This window comes from Streptomyces sp. NBC_01255, from assembly GCF_036226445.1.
GTDB lineage: Bacteria > Actinomycetota > Actinomycetes > Streptomycetales > Streptomycetaceae > Streptomyces.
Genome location: NZ_CP108474.1, coordinates 2,488,981 through 2,507,261 on the forward strand (window position 1 = coordinate 2,488,981; position 18,281 = coordinate 2,507,261).

At 71.1% G+C, this 18,281-nt stretch carries 19 protein-coding genes; 1 reads left to right on the forward strand and 18 read right to left on the reverse strand.

The genetic code is table 11. The features are described from left to right. Positions 1-3: 3 nt before the first annotated feature. From OG357_RS10745 to rpsB, 9 genes are all read right to left on the reverse strand, one after another. Positions 4-1,020 carry an ABC transporter ATP-binding protein gene (locus OG357_RS10745; protein ID WP_329620947.1) on the reverse strand — a complete coding sequence of 339 codons (1,017 nt, stop codon included), beginning with the start codon at positions 1,018-1,020 and terminating at the stop codon, positions 4-6. Next, positions 1,020-2,633 carry an ABC transporter permease gene (locus tag OG357_RS10750; protein ID WP_329625556.1) on the reverse strand — a complete coding sequence of 538 codons (1,614 nt, stop codon included), beginning with the start codon at positions 2,631-2,633 and terminating at the stop codon, positions 1,020-1,022. Before OG357_RS10750 ends, OG357_RS10745 begins: the two co-directional genes overlap by 1 nt. Before the next feature lie 44 nt (positions 2,634-2,677). Beyond that, positions 2,678-3,760: a thiamine ABC transporter substrate-binding protein gene (locus OG357_RS10755; protein WP_329625557.1), complete on the reverse strand. Its 1,083-nt coding sequence runs from the start codon at positions 3,758-3,760 to the stop codon at positions 2,678-2,680. A gap of 257 nt (positions 3,761-4,017) precedes the next feature. Further along, positions 4,018-5,130, reverse strand: a complete 1,113-nt coding sequence (gene rlmN, locus OG357_RS10760; protein ID WP_329620948.1) for a 23S rRNA (adenine(2503)-C(2))-methyltransferase RlmN — start codon at positions 5,128-5,130, stop codon at positions 4,018-4,020. Between the two features lie 209 nt (positions 5,131-5,339). Further along, a complete protein-coding gene (locus OG357_RS10765; RefSeq protein ID WP_329620949.1) occupies positions 5,340-6,443 on the reverse strand; it encodes a phosphatidate cytidylyltransferase in 1,104 nt (367 codons plus the stop codon). Next, the gene (gene frr, locus OG357_RS10770; protein ID WP_317599582.1) at positions 6,443-7,000 is read right to left on the reverse strand and encodes a ribosome recycling factor; all 558 of its coding nucleotides are present in this window, start codon (positions 6,998-7,000) and stop codon (positions 6,443-6,445) included. Before frr ends, OG357_RS10765 begins: the two co-directional genes overlap by 1 nt. Positions 7,001-7,097: 97 nt before the next feature. Continuing rightward, the gene (gene pyrH, locus OG357_RS10775; protein WP_024755673.1) at positions 7,098-7,862 is read right to left on the reverse strand and encodes a UMP kinase; all 765 of its coding nucleotides are present in this window, start codon (positions 7,860-7,862) and stop codon (positions 7,098-7,100) included. A 163-nt stretch (positions 7,863-8,025) separates the two neighbouring features. After that, positions 8,026-8,862, reverse strand: a complete 837-nt coding sequence (gene tsf / locus OG357_RS10780) for a translation elongation factor Ts (RefSeq protein ID WP_329620950.1) — start codon at positions 8,860-8,862, stop codon at positions 8,026-8,028. A gap of 102 nt (positions 8,863-8,964) precedes the next feature. Continuing rightward, the gene (rpsB, locus tag OG357_RS10785; protein ID WP_329620951.1) at positions 8,965-9,918 is read right to left on the reverse strand and encodes a 30S ribosomal protein S2; all 954 of its coding nucleotides are present in this window, start codon (positions 9,916-9,918) and stop codon (positions 8,965-8,967) included. Between the two features lie 255 nt (positions 9,919-10,173). On the opposite strand from rpsB, the gene OG357_RS10790 reads away from it, so the two are divergent. Continuing rightward, complete coding sequence (locus OG357_RS10790; protein WP_329620952.1) at positions 10,174-10,623, forward strand: murein hydrolase activator EnvC family protein; 450 nt, start codon at positions 10,174-10,176, stop codon at positions 10,621-10,623. A gap of 10 nt (positions 10,624-10,633) precedes the next feature. Here the strand turns inward: OG357_RS10790 and OG357_RS10795 are convergent, their stop codons facing one another. From OG357_RS10795 to lepB (OG357_RS10835), 9 genes are all read right to left on the reverse strand, one after another. Continuing rightward, positions 10,634-11,200 carry a TetR/AcrR family transcriptional regulator gene (locus tag OG357_RS10795; protein WP_329625558.1) on the reverse strand — a complete coding sequence of 189 codons (567 nt, stop codon included), beginning with the start codon at positions 11,198-11,200 and terminating at the stop codon, positions 10,634-10,636. Positions 11,201-11,254: 54 nt separating this feature from the next. Beyond that, positions 11,255-12,091 carry an RNA polymerase sigma factor WhiG gene (gene whiG / locus OG357_RS10800; protein WP_329620953.1) on the reverse strand — a complete coding sequence of 279 codons (837 nt, stop codon included), beginning with the start codon at positions 12,089-12,091 and terminating at the stop codon, positions 11,255-11,257. Between the two features lie 251 nt (positions 12,092-12,342). Next, the gene (gene dprA / locus OG357_RS10805) at positions 12,343-13,521 is read right to left on the reverse strand and encodes a DNA-processing protein DprA (protein WP_329620954.1); all 1,179 of its coding nucleotides are present in this window, start codon (positions 13,519-13,521) and stop codon (positions 12,343-12,345) included. After that, positions 13,518-15,131 carry a YifB family Mg chelatase-like AAA ATPase gene (locus OG357_RS10810; protein WP_329620955.1) on the reverse strand — a complete coding sequence of 538 codons (1,614 nt, stop codon included), beginning with the start codon at positions 15,129-15,131 and terminating at the stop codon, positions 13,518-13,520. Before OG357_RS10810 ends, dprA begins: the two co-directional genes overlap by 4 nt. Then, on the reverse strand, positions 15,131-15,496 hold the full coding sequence (locus OG357_RS10815) for a YraN family protein (protein ID WP_317599566.1): 366 nt from the start codon (positions 15,494-15,496) through the stop codon (positions 15,131-15,133). The genes OG357_RS10810 and OG357_RS10815 overlap by 1 nt, the downstream gene beginning before the upstream one ends. A 140-nt stretch (positions 15,497-15,636) precedes the next feature. Further along, complete coding sequence (locus tag OG357_RS10820; RefSeq protein ID WP_005311352.1) at positions 15,637-15,945, reverse strand: DUF2469 domain-containing protein; 309 nt, start codon at positions 15,943-15,945, stop codon at positions 15,637-15,639. Positions 15,946-16,000: 55 nt separating this feature from the next. Next, a complete protein-coding gene (locus OG357_RS10825) occupies positions 16,001-16,528 on the reverse strand; it encodes an NUDIX hydrolase (RefSeq protein ID WP_329620956.1) in 528 nt (175 codons plus the stop codon). Then, positions 16,525-17,307 carry a signal peptidase I gene (gene lepB / locus OG357_RS10830; RefSeq protein WP_329620957.1) on the reverse strand — a complete coding sequence of 261 codons (783 nt, stop codon included), beginning with the start codon at positions 17,305-17,307 and terminating at the stop codon, positions 16,525-16,527. Before lepB (OG357_RS10830) ends, OG357_RS10825 begins: the two co-directional genes overlap by 4 nt. 53 nt (positions 17,308-17,360) lie before the next feature. Beyond that, the gene (gene lepB, locus OG357_RS10835; RefSeq protein ID WP_329625559.1) at positions 17,361-18,272 is read right to left on the reverse strand and encodes a signal peptidase I; all 912 of its coding nucleotides are present in this window, start codon (positions 18,270-18,272) and stop codon (positions 17,361-17,363) included. Positions 18,273-18,281: the final 9 nt, after the last annotated feature.

An 18,281-nucleotide genomic window follows, 5' to 3' on the forward strand; every position in this document is an offset into this window, starting at 1 on the left:
GGGTCAGTCGCCGAGCACCACGACGTCCTCCACCGCGAACCGCACGTCCACCCCGGCCCCCTCCGCCGGCGCCTCGCTCAGCGGGAACTCCGCCTCCAGCGGCGGCCCGTCCGCCGGCCGGAGCCGTACCACGACGCGGTCGCCGCGGAAGGTCCGCGACTCGACGGTCCACGCGTCCGATGCCCCCGGGACGACACGCACCCCGCCCGGCCGGACGAGGAGCCGCCGCTCCCCCTGCGGCGAACCCTCCGGCACCGGGACCTTCCCCCACACCGTCTCCGCGACCGTCCCGGCGACCCGCGCCGCCACCACGTTGTCGAAGCCGAGGAAGCGGGCCACGAACTCCGAGGCCGGCCGCGACCACACCTCGACGGGCGCACCCGACTGGGCGATCCGCCCGTCCCGCATCACCACGACCCGGTCGGCGAGCGCGAAGGCCTCGCCCTGGTCGTGGGTGACGGCGAGGACCGTCGTCCCGAGCCGCCCGAAGAGCTGCCGCAGCTCGACGACGAGCCGCTCCCGCAGCCCCCGGTCGAGCTGCCCGAGCGGCTCGTCCAGCATGAGCAGCCGGGGTCGCGGCGCCAACGCCCTGGCCAGCGCCACCCGCTGCTGCTCGCCGCCGGAGAGCGCGGACACCGAGCGCCGCTCGGCGCCCGGCAGCCCGACGAGGTCGAGCAGCTCCCGTACGCGCTCCGCCTGCTCGGCCTTCGCGGCCCCGCGCATCCGGGGCCCGAAGGCGATGTTCCCGCCGACGTCCCGCTGCGGGAAGAGCTGGTGGTCCTGGAACATCAGCCCGACGCCGCGCCGGTGCACCGGCACACCCGCCTGGTCGGCGCCCCCGAGCAGCACCCGGCCGCCGTCGAGCGCCTGGAGTCCGGCGACGACCCGGAGCAGTGTGGACTTGCCGCTGCCGCTGGGACCGAGCACGCACACGATCTCGTGCTCGGCGACCTCCAGGTCCACGGCGTCGAGCGCGGCCCGTTCCCCGAACCGTACGGTCGCGTCCTGGATCGAAAGCATCAGAACTCCCCGGAGGTCCGCTCGGTGCGCAGCCGTTCCAGCAGGAGCAGGGACACCGCGCACACCACCATCAGAATCGTCGAGAGGGCCATCGCCTGGCCGTAGTTGAGCTCGCCCGGCCGCCCGAGCAGCCGGGCCACCGCCACCGGCAGCGTCGGGCTGTCCGGGCGGGCGATGAAGACGGTCGCGCCGAACTCCCCGAGCGAGACGGCGAAGGCGAACCCGGCAGCGATGAGGAGCGCCCGCCGCACCAGCGGCAGATCCACCTCCCGCCAGGCCCGCCACGGTGACGCGCCGAGCACAGCCGCCGCCTCCCGCAGCCGCTCGTCGACCGCCCGCAGCACCGGCAGCATCGTCCGTACGACGAAGGGGACGCCGACCAGGGCCTGGGCGAGCGGTACGAGGATCCAGCTGGCCCGCAGGTCGAACGGCGGCTCGTCGAGCGTGATGAGGAACCCGAAGCCGACGGTGACGGCCGAGACCCCGAGCGGCAGCATGAGCAGCGCGTCGAAGCCCCGCACGAGCCGCCCGGCCCTCCTCGTGAGCGCGGCCGCCGCGAGACCGCCGATCAGCACCGCGATGCCCGTGGCGGCCGCCGCGTACCGCAGCGAGTTCCCGATCGCCTCCAGCGGCGGCACCAGGAATGTGCCGGCCTCGTCGAGCGACCCGAGCGCCCGGTAGTAGCCGAGCCCGTACCCCTGCGGCCCGGCGAAGGAGCGCTCCACGAGCACGCCCAGCGGCAGCAGGATCAGCAGCGCCACCGAGACGAGGACGCCCGCGAGCAGCGCCCACTGTCCGAATCCGCGCGGCCGGCGCGCGGTCGTCTCCGGCGGGACGAGCCGCAGCGCGGTCTCCCGCCGCCGTACCGTCCGGGCGTGCACGGCCAGGATCGCCCCGACCGCGGCGAACTGGACGAGGGTGAGGACGGCGGCCGTCGGCAGGTCGAGCAGCCGGGCGGTCTGCCGGTAGATCTCGGCCTCCAGGGTGGAGTACCCGTCCCCGCCGAGGATCTGTACGACACCGAAGGAGGTGAACGTGAAGAGGAAGACCATCAGGGCGGCCGCCGACACCGCCGGCACGAGCGCCGGCAGGGTCACCGTCCGCCAGGCCGTCCAGCGCGAGGCGCCGAGGACCCGGGCGGCCTCCTCCTGGCGCGGGTCGAGCTGGGACCAGAGGCCGCCGACGGTCCGTACGACCACCGCGTAGTTGAAGAAGACGTGCGCGAGGAGGATCGCCCAGACGCTGGTGTCGAGCCGCAGCCCCCACAGCTCGTCCGTCAGACCGCCCCGGCCGACGACCGCCAGGAAGGCCGTGCCGACGAGGACGGTCGGCAGCACGAACGGGACCGTGACCACGGCCCGCAGCACGCTCTTCCCGGGGAAGTCGAAGCGGGCGAAGACGTACGCGCCGGGCAGCGCCACGAGCAGTGTCAGACCGGTGGAGGCGGCCGCCTGCCACACGGTGAAGCCGAGCACGTCGAGGATGTCCGGCCGGCTCAGCGTCTCGCCGACCCGGCCGAACCGCCAGACGCCGTCGGGCCGCAGCCCGCGTTCGACGATCGACGCGACGGGCCAGGCGAAGAAGACCCCGAAGAACGCGACGGGCAGGGCCATCAGCCCCAGCCGCGTCGCGCTCCCCCGCAGGTCGCGGACCGGCCCTACTTCAGAACGAGCGACGACCACTGCTGGATCCACGCGTCACGCTTCTCGGCGATCTTCTCGGGCGCCATGGTCTCCGGCTCGTCGACGACCACACCGTGCTTCGTGAACAGCTCCGGCAGCGTCGCGTCCTTCGCGACCGGGTTGACGAACATCTGGAGCGGCATGTCGTCCTGGAACTTCTTCGAGATCAGGAAGTCGATCAGCGCCTTGCCGCCCTCGGGGTTCTTCGCGCCGTTCAGCAGGCCCGCGAACTCGATCTGCCGGAAGCAGGTGCCGGTGGAGACCCCGGTCGGAGCCACCTTCGGCTGCGGCTCGCCGTACAGCACCTCGACCGGCGGGCTGGAGGCGTACGACACGACGAGCGGCCGGTCGCCCTTGGCCTGCTTGCCGCCGGCCGAACCGGAGAACTCCTGGTTGTAGGCGAGCTCCCAGCTGTCGACGGTCTTCACGCCGTTGTCCTTCAGCTTCTTCCAGTAGTCCTGCCAGCCCTCGTCGCCGTACTTCGCGGCCGTACCGAGGAGGAAGCCGAGGCCCGGGGAGGACCGCTCGGGGTTCTCGACGACGAGCAGGTCCTTGTACGCCGGCTTCGCCAGGTCGTCGAAGGTCTGCGGCGGCGCCAGCTTCTTGTCGGCGAAGTACTTCTTGTCGTAGTTGACGCAGATGTCGCCGGAGTCGACCGGGGTGACCCGCTGCTCCTTGTCGAGGCGGTACGCGGCCGGGATCCGGTCCACGCCCTTCGCCTCGTACGGGACGAAGATCCCGTTGTCGAGGGCGCGGGAGAGCAGGGTGTTGTCGACGCCGAAGAAGACGTCGCCCTGCGGGGAGCCCTTGGTCAGGATCTCCTTGTTGACGGCCTCGCCTGCGTCGCCTGCCTTGAGGACCTTGACCGTGTATCCGGTCTCCTTCTTGAACTCCGCCAGCACCTCCTTGGAGGCGTTGAAGGAGTCGTGACTCACGAGGGTCACGGTCTTCGACACGGGCTTGCCGGACGTGTCCGCCTCACCCTTGGCACCGGACTCGGTGCCGCAGGCGGCGAGGGTGGTGACGCCCAGCGCCGCGACGAGCGCGACGGCAGCCATCTTCTTGGTGCTCGCCGAAATGGTGGTGCTCACTGAGATTCCTCCTGGGTATGACCAGGAAGAGACGCGGCCCTGCCCACGTCCGGCGGAACCCGGACGCGGGCAGGGCGCAACAGCTTGAGTTAACGACCGAACTTCCTACCCAGAATGACCTGGGCAAGGTTCAGAGGGTCTGCGGTCCTACGGTGACCGCACTCTCAGCGCTGTGGCGCTCCCCTGTCGGAATATGGAGATGTGTTCGAGCTCAGAGTACAAGGTCAGCGCTCGGAGGCCGCCAGCTGTCCACAGGCACCGTCGATCTCCTGGCCTCGGGTGTCCCGGACGGTCACCGGAACGCCGTGGCGGGCGATGGCGTCGACGAAGGCCCGCTCGTCCTCCGGACGGGACGCCGTCCACTTCGAACCGGGCGTCGGGTTCAGCGGGATCAGGTTGACGTGCACCCGCTTGTTCTTCAGCAGCTTGCCGAGGAGGTCTCCGCGCCACGCCTGGTCGTTGATGTCGCGGATGAGCGCGTACTCGATGGAGATCCGGCGGCCCGACTTCTCCGCGTACTCCCAGGCGGCGTCGAGGACCTCGCGGACCTTCCAGCGGGTGTTCACCGGCACGAGGGTGTCGCGCAGCTCGTCGTCGGGGGCGTGCAGCGAGACCGCGAGGCGGCACTTGAAGCCCTCGTCGGCGAAGCGCTGCATCGCCGGCACGAGACCGACCGTGGACACGGTGATCCCGCGCTGCGAGAGTCCCAGGCCGTCCGGCTCGGGGTCGGTGAGCCGCCGGATCGCGCCGACGACCCGCTTGTAGTTGGCGAGCGGCTCGCCCATGCCCATGAACACGATGTTCGAGAGGCGCGCCGGCCCACCGGGCACCTCGCCGTCCCGCAGGGACCGCATGCCGTCCACGATCTGGTGCACGATCTCGGCGGTCGACAGGTTCCGGTCGAGCCCCGCCTGCCCGGTCGCGCAGAACGGGCAGTTCATGCCGCAGCCGGCCTGCGAGGAGATGCACATGGTCACCCGCTCCGGGTAGCGCATGAGCACCGACTCCACGAGCGTGCCGTCGTGCAGCCGCCACAGGGTCTTACGGGTGGTGTCGTCGTCGCACGAGATGTGCCGCACGACGGACATCAGGTCGGGCAGCAGCTCGCCGGCCAGCTTCTCCCGCGAGGCCGCCGGGATGTCGGTCCACTGCGCGGGGTCGTGCGTGTACCGAGCGAAGTAGTGCTGCGAGAGCTGCTTGGCGCGGAACGGCTTCTCGCCGATCGCGGCGACGGCTTCCTTGCGCTCGGCGGGCGTCAGGTCGGCCAGGTGCCGCGGCGGCTTCTTGGCTCCCTTGGGGGCGATGAAAGTGAGTTCTCCGGGCACTGGACGGGCCACGATCGGGTGTCTCCTCAGACGGCACGAGGTCCGGACAGCCCCGCGTCGGCGGGAAGCGCGGCATGACGATGCCGAAGCCAGGAGACCTCACTGGAGCGCCCTCGCGGCGGCGAGGACGGCGGAAGGGCCCGCGGCGCACGCGCCACGAGCCCTTCCAGAGTACCCGCTGTCCGTCAACCGTCTCCGACGGCCGGAAATCGACCGGCCGGTCAGCCCGTCCCCACGAACAGCGCGAGCAGCAGCCACACCACCGGCGCCGTCGGCAGCAACGAGTCCAGCCGGTCCATGATGCCCCCGTGGCCCGGGAGCAGCGTGCCCATGTCCTTGATGCCGAGATCGCGCTTGATCATCGACTCGCCGAGGTCACCGAGCGTCGCGCTCGCCGCCACCGCCAGACCGAGGACCAGACCCTGCCACCAGGTCCCGTCGTCGATCATGAACTCCATGCACAGCGCGCCCGCCGCCATCGCGAAGGCCACCGCGCCGCCGAGACCCTCGCGGGTCTTGCCGGGGCTGATCCTCGGCGCCAGCTTGTGCTTGCCGAAGCGCCAGCCGACCGCGTACGCACCGGTGTCGCTGACCACCGTCAGGATCAGGAAGGTCAGCACCCGCTGCGGACCGTCGTCCGCGGTGAGCAGCATCGCCACGAACGTCGCCAGGAACGGCACGTAGAACGCGGCGAAGACACCCGCCGTGACGTCCTTCAGGTAGCCCTCGGGGGGCTCCGTCATCCGCCAGACGAGTACCGCGAGCGCCGTCAGCGCCATCGCCACCCAGGCGCCCTCGGGGCCCCGGACGTAGCCGGCGACGACCATCGCCGCACCGCCGACCGCGAGCGGCACCAGCGGAGCCTTGATGGCCTTGCGCTCCTGCAGTCGGGACGTCAGCTCCCACAGCCCGACGACCACGGCGACCGCGATCACCCCGACGAACGCCGGCTTCCAGATGAACAGCGACGCGACGATGACCGCGCCGAGACCGACCCCGACCCCTATGGCCGCGCCCAGGTCACGCCCCGCGCTCTTTTTCGGCCGGGGCGCCGTCGGCGCGGGCGGCGGAGGCGGGGTGGGGCTGGACATGGGCTCCTGCGGGTGCTCGTGCGGCGTCTCGTCACGGAACAGGGGACCGCTCTGGTGAGCGGCCCCCCGGCCGTGACCGTCCTGGAATCCGCCGGCGGGAACGTCGGGCACGATGGGCATGGGCCGAGTCTGCGCCGCCTGATGCCGATCGTATGCGGGACCCGCCGGGGCAGGCCCCTGGTCGGGTCCCCGGCGGCCGCTGCCGCCCGGGGCCCCCCAGGAAGAGTCGTTCATCAGACCTCGAGCAGCTCGGCTTCCTTGTGCTTGAGCAGCTCGTCCACCTGCGCGACGTACTTCGCGGTGGTGTCGTCGAGCTCCTTCTCGGCGCGACGGCCGTCGTCCTCGCCGACCTCGCCGTCCTTGACGAGCTTGTCGATGGACTCCTTGGCCTTGCGGCGCACGGCGCGGATCGAGATCTTCGAGTCCTCGGCCTTGCTCTTGGCCACCTTGATGTACTCCCGGCGGCGCTCCTCGGTCAGCTCGGGGAACACCACCCGGATGATGTTGCCGTCGTTGCTCGGGTTGACACCGAGGTCCGAGTCGCGGATCGCCTGCTCGATGTTGCGCAGCGCGCTCTTGTCGAACGGGGTCACCACGGCCATGCGCGGCTCCGGAACGGAGAACGACGCCAGCTGGTTGATGGGGGTGATGGCACCGTAGTAGTCCGCCACGATCTTGTTGAACATCGCCGGGTGCGCACGGCCGGTGCGGATCGCGGCGAAGTCCTCCTTGGCGACCACGACGGCCTTCTCCATCTTCTCCTCGGCCTCGAGGAGGGTCTCTTCGATCACCACATGCTCCTGCGTGTCGTCGCGTTGTGTCCTGCACGGTGGGTACGACCGGCAGGGCTCTGTCCATCCCCTTGCGGGGCGGTTCCCGGTTCGGGTGTCAGGCCCGGGTGCCCTGGTCGCTCACGAGCGTGCCGATCTTCTCACCCTTCACCGCGCGAGCGATATTGCCCTCGGTGAGCAGTTCGAAGACGAGGATCGGGAGCTTGTTGTCCCGGCACAGGGTGATGGCGGTGGCGTCGGCGACCTTGAGGTCGCGGGAGAGCACCTCGCCGTACTCCAGCGCGTCGAACTTGACCGCGTTGGGGTTGGCCTTCGGGTCGGAGTCGTAGACCCCGTCCACGCCGTTCTTGCCCATGAGCAGGGCCTCGGCGTCGATCTCCAGGGCCCGCTGGGCCGCGGTGGTGTCGGTGGAGAAGTAGGGCATGCCCATGCCCGCGCCGAAGATGACCACGCGGCCCTTCTCCAGGTGGCGCACGGCGCGCAGCGGAATGTACGGCTCGGCGACCTGGCCCATGGTGATGGCGGTCTGGACGCGCGAGTCGATGCCTTCCTTCTCCAGGAAGTCCTGGAGGGCGAGGCAGTTCATCACGGTGCCGAGCATGCCCATGTAGTCGGAGCGGGCCCGGTCCATGCCGCGCTGCTGGAGCTCGGCGCCACGGAAGAAGTTGCCGCCGCCGATCACCACCGCGATCTCCGCGCCGTCGCGTACGACCGCCGCGATCTCACGCGCGATGGCGTGCACGACGTTGGGGTCGACGCCCAGGCCCGTACCGCCGGAGAAGGCTTCTCCGGACAGCTTCAGCATGTAGCGGCCGGCCTTTTTGCCGTTGTTGTCGTCGCCCTGTACGGCGCCCTGGTTCATGGAGATCTCCTCGTGCACATACGAAGGAGGCCATTGCCTTGGGTCCTCGCGGTATCCCGTACGGCAATGGCCTCCTCGTCAGATCTGCGGTCGTCCTGCGCGGGGGCGGACGACTGCCTCAGACCCTACCGGGGTCCGGTGTCCGTCGCGTTCGCGGACGGACTCAGATGCCGACCTTGATGCGGGTGAAACGCTTCAGGGTGACACCGGCCTCGTCCAGGACCTGCTGGACGGACTTCTTGTTGTCAAGGGCGTACGGCTGACCGAGCAGCGTCGCGTCCTTGAAGAAGCCGTTCACGCGACCCTCGACGATCTTCGGGAGCGCGGCCTCGGGCTTGCCCTCGGCGCGGGTGGTCTCCTCGGCGACGCGACGCTCGGTCTCGATGACCTCGGCCGGGACGTCCTCACGGGTGAGGTACTTCGGCGCGAAGGCGGCGATGTGCTGGGCGACACCCTTGGCGACGGCGGCGTCGGCCTTGTCGAACTCGACGAGGACACCGATCTGCGGCGGGAGGTCCGGCATCGTGCGGTGCATGTACGCGAAGACGAAGCCGTCGGCGTACTGCGCGAAGCGGTCCAGGACGATCTTCTCGCCGAGGTTGGCGTTGGCCTCGTCGACGAACGCCTGCACGGTCTTGCCGGCCTCGATCTCGGAGGCGAGCAGCGCCTCCAGGTCGGCCGGGGCGGTCTTCGCGACGTGCTCGGCGAGCTCGGCGGCGACGGCCTGGAACTTGTCACCCTTGGCGACGAAGTCCGTCTCGCACTTCAGCTCGACGAGGACACCGGAGGTGTTGTCGTCGGCGATGAGGGAGACCACGGCGCCGTTCTCGGCAGAGCGGCCCTCGCGCTTGGCGACACCCTTCTGGCCCTTGATGCGCAGCGCCTCGACGGCCTTGTCGACGTTGCCGTCGGCCTCGTCCAGGGCCTTCTTGCAGTCCATCATGCCGGCGCCGGTGAGCTCGCGGAGCTTCTTGACGTCAGCGGCGGTGTAGTTCGCCATGAGTCTGTTTCTCTCTCGAAGTCTGAAAGATCGGGCGGGTCCACGGGTGGACGGCGGGGGCTTCGTGAGCCCCCGCCGTCATCACCCGAAGGTCCTGAAGGGTCAGGCCTGCTCGGCGTCCGCGGCCGGAGCCTCGGCCTCGGCCTCGGCGGCCGGAGCCTCGGCGGCCGGAGCCTCGGCGACGGCCTCGGCGACAACCTCGGCGGCGTCGGCAGCCTCGGCGTCCGCGACCTTCTCGGTCTCGGCGGAGGTCTGGACCTCGGCGTCGTCGGCCTTCTTCTCACCCTCGAGCAGGTCGCGCTCCCACTCGGCGAGGGGCTCGCCGGCGGCCTTCTCGCCCGGCTTCGAGTCACCGGTCGCGGCACCGGAGCGGGCGATGAGGCCCTCGGCGACGGCGTCGGCGATCACGCGGGTGAGCAGGGTGACGGAGCGGATCGCGTCGTCGTTGCCCGGGATCTTGTAGTCGACCTCGTCGGGGTCGCAGTTGGTGTCGAGGATCGCGACGACCGGGATCTTGAGCTTGCGAGCCTCGCCGACGGCGATGTGCTCCTTCTTGGTGTCCACGATCCAGACGGCGCTGGGCACCTTGGACATCTCGCGGATACCGCCAAGGGTCTTCTCCAGCTTGCCCTTCTCACGCGAGAGGACCAGGAGCTCCTTCTTGGTGAGGCCGGACGCGGCCACATCCTCGAAGTCGATCTGCTCGAGCTCCTTGAGGCGCTGCAGACGCTTGTAGACGGTGGAGAAGTTGGTGAGCATGCCACCGAGCCAACGCTGGTTGACGTACGGCATGCCGACACGCGTCGCCTGCTCGGCGATGGCCTCCTGGGCCTGCTTCTTCGTACCGACGAACATGATGGAGCCGCCGTGCGCGACGGTCTCCTTGACGAACTCGTAGGCGCGGTCGATGTACGACAGCGACTGGAGCAGGTCGATGATGTAGATGCCGTTGCGCTCCGTGAAGATGAAGCGACGCATCTTCGGGTTCCAACGACGGGTCTGGTGACCGAAGTGGACGCCGCTTTCCAGCAGCTCCCGCATCGTGACGACGGCCATGGCCGTATCTCCTTGGGTTTCTCGGTTGTTTTCCTGACGCCCCGACGCGCCATGCCCACAAGGGACCGAAAGGCGCTGCCACGACCGGTGAGGGCTATGGCGGGGCGTGCGAAGTCGACCCGGTGTCCCGAGTCGCCATAGGAAGTGTACGGGACCCCGGGAGCGGCGGGTGACGGCGCTGTCCACAACCGGCGGGCAGTCCACAGAAACCGTCCCCGAACCCCGCGAACCGCTCCCCCGGGGCAGCCTTCCCCCATGCGCCTCACGACCTTGCTCCTGGCCCTGGGCCTCCTCTGGCCGGTGGGCCCGCCCCCGCCCGAGATCCTCCGCGGCTGGCAACCCCCGGCGGGCCCGTACGGCCCCGGTCACCGCGGCGTCGACCTGGCGGCCGCACCCGACGCCCCGGTCCTCGCCGCGGCGGCGGGCACGGTCTCGTTCGCGGGCCCGGTCGGCGGCCGCGGGGTCCTCACCCTCACCCTCCCGGGCACGGGCACTCCCCCGCTGCGCACGACCTTCTCCCCGGTGATCCCCCTGGTGACAGCGGGCACCCGGGTCACCGCCGGCACCCCCGTGGCCCGCGTCGCACCGAGCACCCACTGCCCACGGACCTGCCTCCACTGGGGCCTGCTCCGCGGCGACACCTACGTGAACCCCATGCACTTGACCCGGAGAGCCCCGTCACGGCTGCTGCCGACGGGCGGTTGACCGGGGAGGCTCAGGCCGAGGAGCCGGTGACGCCGTGGAGGGCCATCGTGACCGCCGCTTCCGCGATGGCCGTGGGTTCCTCGGCAGCGCCGAGTTCGATGCGGCGGACGGCCGCGTCGACGACGCCCTGGAGGAGCATCGCGCCCAGGCGGGGCTCGGGCTGGCCCAGGGCGGCGAGGGCTTCCACGATCATGGTGACGAGGCCGCCGTGGGCCGCGCGGATCTTCTCGCGGGCCCCGTCGTCCAGCTCGCTCGCCGAGATCGCGACGACCGCCCGGTGGCGCCGGTCCCCGACCAGGGTCAGCTGCGTGCGGACGTACGCCTCGACCTTGCCCTCGGGCGTCTCGGCGCCGGCCATGGCGGTCTCGACCTCGGCGGCCCATACGGGGAAGTCGACGGCGCACAGCTCTTCGACCACGGCCGCGCGCGAGCGGAAGTACTCGTACACCGAGGACCGGGCCAGGCCCGTGCGCTCGGCGAGTGCGGGGAAGGTCAACGCCTCCGTACCGCCCTCGGACAGCAGGGAACGCGCGGCGTCCAACAGGGCGCCTCGCTGCATCGTCCGGTGCTCGGCCACGGAGGCCGCTCGAATCCTGGGCACGGCTCCACTGTACGACCGGCCCCGGGCGGCTCAGCGTCCGACGTCGGCCAGTTTGGCGCGGAGCTGGAGGACCGACTTGGTGTGGATCTGGCTGACACGGCTCTCGGTGACGCCGAGGACGTGGCCGATCTCGGCCAGCGTGAGGCCCTCGTAGTAGTAGAGCGTGACGACGGTCTTCTCGCGCTCGGGGAGCGTGTTGATGGCCCGGGCGAGCAGTCGGCGCAGCTCGCGGTCCTCCGCGACCTCGACGGGGTTGTCCGCCGCCGTGTCCTCCAGCGTGTCCATCAGGGAGAGGCGGTCGCCGCCCTCGCCGCCGACGTGCAGCAGCTCTTCCAGGGCGACCACGTTCGCCAGGGACAACTGGCTGAAAACCGCGTGCAGTTCCTCCAGCGTGACGCCCATCTCCGCGGCGACCTCACTCTCGGAGGGGGTGCGCCGGAGCTGGGCTTCGAGGGTCGCGTAGGCGCGTTCGACGTTGCGCGCCTTCTGGCGGACGGAGCGGGGGATCCAATCGAGGGCGCGGAGTTCGTCGATCATGGCGCCGCGGATGCGGGTGATCGCGTACGTCTCGAACTTGATGGCGCGCTCGACGTCGAACTTCTCGATGGCGTCGATGAGGCCGAAGACCCCGGAGGAGACGAAGTCGGCCTGTTCCACGTTGGACGGCAGCCCCACGCTGACGCGTCCGGCGACGTACTTGACGAGCGGCGAGTAGTGCAGGATCAGCTGCTCCCGCAGCCGCTCGTCGCCCGAGTCCTTGTACGAGCGCCACAGTTCGTCGAGCGAGGTCGGTGCGGGTGGTCGCACGGCGCCCCGGGCTGCTGGGGGCACCGCAGCGCGGTCAGACCCGGAGGTGTGCTGGGGCATGCGTTGCCTTGAGCCGTTCTGCTGTCGGGTGCGTCGGTGGGGGTGTCCTGTGGGGTGTCCTGTCGGGAATCCTGGTGAGCGTAGCGTGAGTGCGCTGTCGCGGTGCGCGAACATCGGCGGATCGCGCCGGTCCGGGTGGACACCATCGGCCACATCTTCGAACCCGGGCCGTGGCGCGTGTCGACCCCTCGGTTCCGGCCGAGAGAACTCGATTGTTCATCGGCTTCACCCTGTCACCCGAATGCTCCAGGTCAAGTATCGCCTCGCCGCGCGTTCGACTCGTGAGTGGCCGTGTTCGTCAACTGCCAGCCCTCTCCGTACCGTTCGACGAAGCCGAGGGCGTGCAGTTCGTACAGCTTCGCGAGGGTGTCGTCGGGGGTGGTTCCGGCCCGGCGGGCGATGGCGGTCGTGGGGGTGGGGCCGCGGGCGGGGACGGCTTCGAGGATGTGCGCGGTGGCGGGCGCGAGCAGGTCGCGCGGCAGGACGGGACCGCGGCGGGCGGGCGCGAGTTCCCCCATGTCGCCGACGAGTTCGACGATCTCCTGGGCGTCGGTGACGAGGGTGGCGTCGCCCCGGAGGAGCTCGTGGACGCCGGCGGAGAGGGCGCTGGTGACGGGGCCGGGGACGCCCATGGTGTGGCGGCCGAGGCGGGCGGCGGCGCGGGCGGTGACGAGGGAGCCGCTGCGGTGCTGGGCCTCGATGACGACGGTGCCGCGGGTGAGGGCGGCGATCACGCGGTTCCGGAGGATGAAGCGGCTGGGTGTGGGGTGGCTGTCGGGCGGCAGTTCCCCGACGACGAGGCCTTGTTCGGCGATGCGGCCGATGAGCCCGGCGTGGCCGCGGGGGTACGGGGTGTCGACGCCGCAGGCGAGGACGGCGACGGTGGCTCCGCCGGCGGCGAGGGCGCCGCGGTGGGCCGCGCCGTCGATGCCGTAGGCGGCGCCGGAGACGACGACCCAGCCCTGTCGGGCGAGGCCGGTGGCGAAGTCGGCCGCGATGTGGGCGCCGTACGGGGTGCAGGCGCGGGCGCCGACGAGGGCGACGGAGCGCAGGGCCCAGGTCCGCAGGTCGGCGGGGCCCCGGATCCAGAGGCCGAGCGGGCGGGCGTGGCCGAGGTCGTCGAGTTGCCGGGGCCATTCGATGTCGCCGGGGACGAGGAAGCGTCCGCCGAGCCGGTGCACGGTGTCGAGGTCGCGGGCGGGGTCGGCGGCGGCGGCGCGTCGTCGCCAGCTGTCGACGCGTGTGGCTCCGGTGCCGGGGAAGGGGTCGTCGCCGGGGTGGAGGAGCCGGTCGAGGAAGCCGACGGCTCCGTGGTGGCGGAGCCAGCGGCCGGCGTGTTCGTCGCCGGGTTCGACGGCCCGGGTGAGGGTGGCGCGGGCGAGTCGCTCGTCCATGGCCTCGGCAGTGCCCGGGGTCTGGGAGCCGGTCATGTGCGCTCCCCCGCTCCGACGGGCACGCCGCGGGCGATGCCGGTGCGCATTTCGAGGGCGAGGGCGATGTCCTCGCTGTCGGGCCGGTCGTGTCCGGCGAGGTCGGCGACGGTCCAGGCGACGCGGAGGACGCGGTCGAGGCCGCGGGCGGTGAGGAGTCCGCGCTCGATGTCGCGTTCGGCTGCGGCGAGGGCGCCGGGTGCGGCGAGGTAGCGCGTACGGAGTTCGTGCCCGGGGATCTCGCTGTTGACGCTCCAGGGGGTGTCGGACAGGCGTGTGGTGGCGCGGGCTCTGGCCTCGTGGACGCGGGCGGCGACCACGGCGGTGGTCTCACCGCGCCCGCCGTGTCCGAGGAGGTCGGAACGGGTGACGGGTTCGACTTCGACGCGCAGGTCGACGCGGTCGAGGAGGGGGCCGGAGAGGCGGGCCTGGTAGCGGCGGATGAGCGAGGCGGGGCATTCGCAGCCGGCGCCGAGGAGGGTGTGCCTCCCGCAGGGGCAGGGGTTGGCCGCGAGGGCGAGGAGGAAGCGGGCGGGGAGGCGGACGACGCCCGCGGCGCGGGCGATGACGACGTGTCCGGATTCGAGCGGCTGGCGGAGTGCGTCGAGGACCTTGCCGGAGAACTCGGGGGCCTCGTCCAGAAAGAGGATGCCGCGGTGTGCCAGGGAGACGGCGCCCGGCCTCGGGAGGCCGTTGCCGCCGCCGACGAGGGACTGCATCGTGGCGGAGTGGTGGGGCGCGCAGTAGGGGGCGCGGCGGACGAGGGGTTCGCCGGGCGGGAGGATGCCGGCGACGGAGTGGACGGCGGTGACTTCGAGGGATTCCTGCCGGGTGAGCGGCGGGAGGATGCCGGGGAGTCGCTCGGCGAGCATGGTCTTCCCCGCGCCCGGAGGGCCGGAGAGCAGGAGGTGGTGACTTCCGGCGGCGGCGATCTCCAGGGCGTGGCGTGCCCGGTGCTGGCCGGCGACGTCGGCGAGATCGGGTCCTTCGGTGGGGTCGGCGGCGAGTCCGGTGCCGATGCCGGCGCCGGGGACGAGGAGTCCGGCGAGCATGGCGTCGGGTCGCCCTTCCTCCACGGGTTCCTCGTCGGGGACGGGTTCGTCGGTGAGGACGGCGATCAGCTGTCGGAGGGTGCGGACGCCGAGGACGGAGACGCCGGGGACGAGTGAGGCTTCGTTGGCGGTCTGTTCGGGGACAACGACCTGGCGGTATCCGGCGTCGGCGGCGGCGAGGACGGCGGGCAGGACACCTCGGACGGGGCGGACGCGTCCGTCGAGTCCGAGTTCGCCGATGAGGACGAGGTCGGCGATGGCGCGGGGGTCGATGCGCTCGGCGGCGCCGAGTACGGCTGCCGCGACGGCCAGGTCGAAGCCGCTGCCGCTCTTGGGGACGGACGCGGGGCTGAGTCCGACGGTGAGTTTCTTCTGGGGCCATTCGGCGCCGGAGTTGACGACGGCGGCGCGGACGCGGTCGCGGCTCTCGCTGAGGCTCTTGTCGGGGAGGCCGACGAGGGTGAAGGCGGCGACGCCGGGTTCGAGGTCGGCCTGGACCTCGACGACGACGCCTTCGACGCCGACGAGGGCGACGGAGCACGTGCGGGCGAATCCCATCAGGCCACCCCCTGGGCGTGGGTGAGGACGGGGGCGCCCTTGCGGGGGAGGACGATGCCGACGAGGTCGATGCGGACGCCGCCCGTGGGGGCGGGGGTGCCGCTGCGGTCGAGCCAGCAGGCGGCGAGGCGGCGGAGCCGCTCGGCCTTGGTCGGGGTGACGGCGGCCATCGGGTGTTCGTAGGCGCCGTGGCGCCGGGTCTTGACCTCGCAGATGACGAGGGTGTCGCCGTCGCGGGCGACGATGTCGATCTCTCCGGCCCGGCCGCAGCGCCAGTTGCGGGCGAGGATGTGCATGCCGGTCGCGGTGAGCCGGCGGGTCGCCAGCTCTTCTCCGTACCGTCCGAGGGCTTGGGTCCTGTTCATGCGGTACCACCTCCGTCACCGACTGTGACGGAGTGGACCGGACCGCGTGCGGGCCTGTGGAGGACCGGGGTGCTGTGGAGAACTCGCTCACCCCTGAGGGTGATTCAGGAGGGGCGGTTCAATGGCGGTTCAAGGGTGGGTCAGCTGCCGGGGAGTTCGAGGTCGCTCTTGTTGAGCTCCTCGATGTTCACGTCCTTGAATGTGAGGACCCGGACCTGCTTGACGAACCTGGCCGGCCTGTACATGTCCCAGACCCAGGCATCAGCCATGCTGACCTCGAAGAAGACCTCACCTTGCACCGAGTGCACCTGCATCTCGTAGTCATTGGTGAGATAGAAACGTCGCTCTGTCTCGATCACGTATTTGAACAGCCCGACGACGTCGCGGTACTCCCGGTAGAGCTTCAGCTCCATCTCGGTCTCGTACTTCTCGAGGTCCTCGGCGCTCATGGCATGTTCCCCTTCAGCCGTGCGTCCACCTATTGTGCGCCAGCCGGCCGCACCCCTAAACGATTTCCGGGGCGAGAACGACCGGTGCACTCGGAGGTCCCTCGTCGAGCAGCGTGCGCAGCAGCTCGGCGAGTCTGGTCGGGTACACCGTCTCACGGGCCGCCGACAGTTCGGCGGAGGTCCACCATCTGAGGCCCGCGAGGCTGCGGGTCTCCAGCTCCGTGAGGGCCTGGGGGCGGGGTTCGGTACCGATCCGGGGGACGCGGGCCAGGTAGTACCACTCGTCCTGGTCCCAGCGGCGCCCGTCGAAGGGAAAGGAGCAGTACCGCTGCCACAGGACCGGTCCGAGCTCGGCGTCGGTGATGCCGGTCTCCTCGGCGAGTTCGCGCAGCGCGGCCTCCGCCCGGGTCTCGTCGCCCTCCAGGCCTCCGCCGGGGGTGAACCACCAGGTGTCGGCGGGGTCGTCCGGTTCGTACCCGTGCATGAGCAGGATGCGGTCGTCGGGGTCGAGGAGCACGACCCGCGCCACCTGTCGCACGGCGGGCTTCGGTTCGCCGGAGAGAGCGGGATCCGGATCCGTCATGTCCCCACCTTCTCTCCCGACCGCGCCCCGGGCCGTGTCCCGGAGCCCGTCCCGCCGGGTCGCCGCGCCAGGAGGCGGGCCACCGGCCCGTACGCGGCCCCCACCAGGATCAGTACGCAGCCGGCCACGATCGCGGCGAAGAGGGCCGTGAAGGGCCCCGGCGTCGAGATCCCGCCGGGAAGGGCGGCGAACCCCGTCGCGGGCTTCAGGAGGCCCTCGGCGGGCCAGACGACGGCGTCGACCCTGGCGACGACCGCGGAGCGGGGCACGGACCCCTGCCCGGCGTCCTCCATGTGCGAGCGGGAGTCGAGCGAGGTGTGGCGGTCGTCGCCGAGGAGGAAGAGGTTCCCTTCGGGAACGGTCACGGAGAACTCCTGGCCGGACGCGACGACCTTGCCTCCCGGCCCGGGGCGCAGATAGGGCTCGTCGACGGCCTCGCCGTTGACGGTGAGCCTGCCGTCTCCGTCGCAGCAGGCGACGGTGTCGCCGCCGACCGCGACGACCCGCTTGACCATCGGGGAGGAGCTCCACAGGGCGTCGATGAAGACGACGACGTCACCGCGCCGCACCTCGTCGCCGTCGATGCGCTCGGCGAGGACCCGGGAGCCGACGGCGATGGTGGGGGTCATGGAGTCGGAGGGGACGGTGTAAGGCCGGTAGACCAGCGCTCCCCAGACGAACCCTCCGAGGAAGAGCACACAGCCGACGGCCACGGTCAGCCCCGACAGCACGCTGCCGAGGCGACCGTGGCCGCCCACTGCTTTTCTGTTTCCGCTCATGCGCACCCCAGAGGTCTGTCGACGGTCCGGGACGGCAATCTACCCGCGGGTCACTACTCGGCGGTATGCCCTGCCGTGCGCTTCTTCCGACGCCACAGCACCAGCGGGAGCGCTCCGGCCAGACCGGCCGCGCCCAGCGGGGCGGCGGCCACGGCCTGGTCGAGGCCGGGCTGGTCGAAGACCTCGGGCACCGGGAGGGTGGCCCAGCGGGTGACGGGCCAGGCGATCACGACGGCACGGCCCACGACCAGGTCGTTCGCGACGGTGCCGGCGCCGGGGAGCTGCTGGTGGAAGCGGGAGTCCAGCGAGTTCTGCCGGTTGTCGCCCATGACCCAGATGCGGCCCTCGGGGACCTTGACCGGGCCGAAGGAGTCCTGGCAGGGCACGGAGCCGGGGTAGAGATAGGCGCTCTCGTCCAGGGCCTTGCCGTTGAGGACGACCTTGCCGCCCTCCTTGCAGGAGACCGTGTCGCCGCCGACCGCGATGACCCGCTTGATGAGGTCCTTCTCCTCGGCGGACGGCATGAGGCCGATGAAGCTGAGGAACTTCTGGACGACGTTCGGCTCGGGTGTGGTCTGGCCTTCCAGCCAGCCGCCCGGGTCGTGGAAGACGACGACCTCGCCGCGCTCCGGCTCGGAGCCGAACCACGGGGTGAGCTTGTCGACGAGGACGCGGTCACCGCGCTGGAGGGTGTTCATCATCGATTCCGAGGGAATCGAGAACGCCTGCACCAGGAAGGTCTTGATCAGGAGCGCGAGCACCAGGGCGATGCCGATGAGGAGGGGCAGTTCCTTCCAGAAGGAACGCGGCTTCTTCGGGCTCCTGCCCGACCCGCCCGGCGGCTCGCCGTCGTCGTCGTGCGCCCGCTCGTCATCCGTCACATCGTCACCCGTCACGTCGTCGCCGATGGCCTCGTCGGCCCTCTTCTCGGGCTCATCGTGTCCGGATCGTGCGCCGACGGCCAAATCCCCCAC

Excerpts from the sequence above, each read along its gene's own strand:
- OG357_RS10745 (WP_329620947.1), bottom strand. The coding sequence starts at position 1,020 with ATGCTTTCGATCCAGGACGCGACCGTACGGTTCGGGGAACGGGCCGCG.
- OG357_RS10750 (WP_329625556.1), bottom strand. The coding sequence starts at position 2,633 with ATGGCCCTGCCCGTCGCGTTCTTCGGGGTCTTCTTCGCCTGGCCCGTC.
- OG357_RS10755 (WP_329625557.1), bottom strand. The coding sequence starts at position 3,760 with ATGGCTGCCGTCGCGCTCGTCGCGGCGCTGGGCGTCACCACCCTCGCC.
- OG357_RS10765 (WP_329620949.1), bottom strand. The coding sequence starts at position 6,443 with ATGAACGACTCTTCCTGGGGGGCCCCGGGCGGCAGCGGCCGCCGGGGA.
- pyrH (WP_024755673.1), bottom strand. The coding sequence starts at position 7,862 with ATGAACCAGGGCGCCGTACAGGGCGACGACAACAACGGCAAAAAGGCC.
- tsf (WP_329620950.1), bottom strand. The coding sequence starts at position 8,862 with ATGGCGAACTACACCGCCGCTGACGTCAAGAAGCTCCGCGAGCTCACC.
- rpsB (WP_329620951.1), bottom strand. The coding sequence starts at position 9,918 with ATGGCCGTCGTCACGATGCGGGAGCTGCTGGAAAGCGGCGTCCACTTC.
- OG357_RS10790 (WP_329620952.1), top strand. The coding sequence starts at position 10,174 with ATGCGCCTCACGACCTTGCTCCTGGCCCTGGGCCTCCTCTGGCCGGTG.
- whiG (WP_329620953.1), bottom strand. The coding sequence starts at position 12,091 with ATGCCCCAGCACACCTCCGGGTCTGACCGCGCTGCGGTGCCCCCAGCA.
- dprA (WP_329620954.1), bottom strand. The coding sequence starts at position 13,521 with ATGACCGGCTCCCAGACCCCGGGCACTGCCGAGGCCATGGACGAGCGA.
- OG357_RS10810 (WP_329620955.1), bottom strand. The coding sequence starts at position 15,131 with ATGGGATTCGCCCGCACGTGCTCCGTCGCCCTCGTCGGCGTCGAAGGC.
- OG357_RS10815 (WP_317599566.1), bottom strand. The coding sequence starts at position 15,496 with ATGAACAGGACCCAAGCCCTCGGACGGTACGGAGAAGAGCTGGCGACC.
- OG357_RS10820 (WP_005311352.1), bottom strand. The coding sequence starts at position 15,945 with ATGAGCGCCGAGGACCTCGAGAAGTACGAGACCGAGATGGAGCTGAAG.
- OG357_RS10825 (WP_329620956.1), bottom strand. The coding sequence starts at position 16,528 with ATGACGGATCCGGATCCCGCTCTCTCCGGCGAACCGAAGCCCGCCGTG.
- lepB (WP_329620957.1), bottom strand. The coding sequence starts at position 17,307 with ATGAGCGGAAACAGAAAAGCAGTGGGCGGCCACGGTCGCCTCGGCAGC.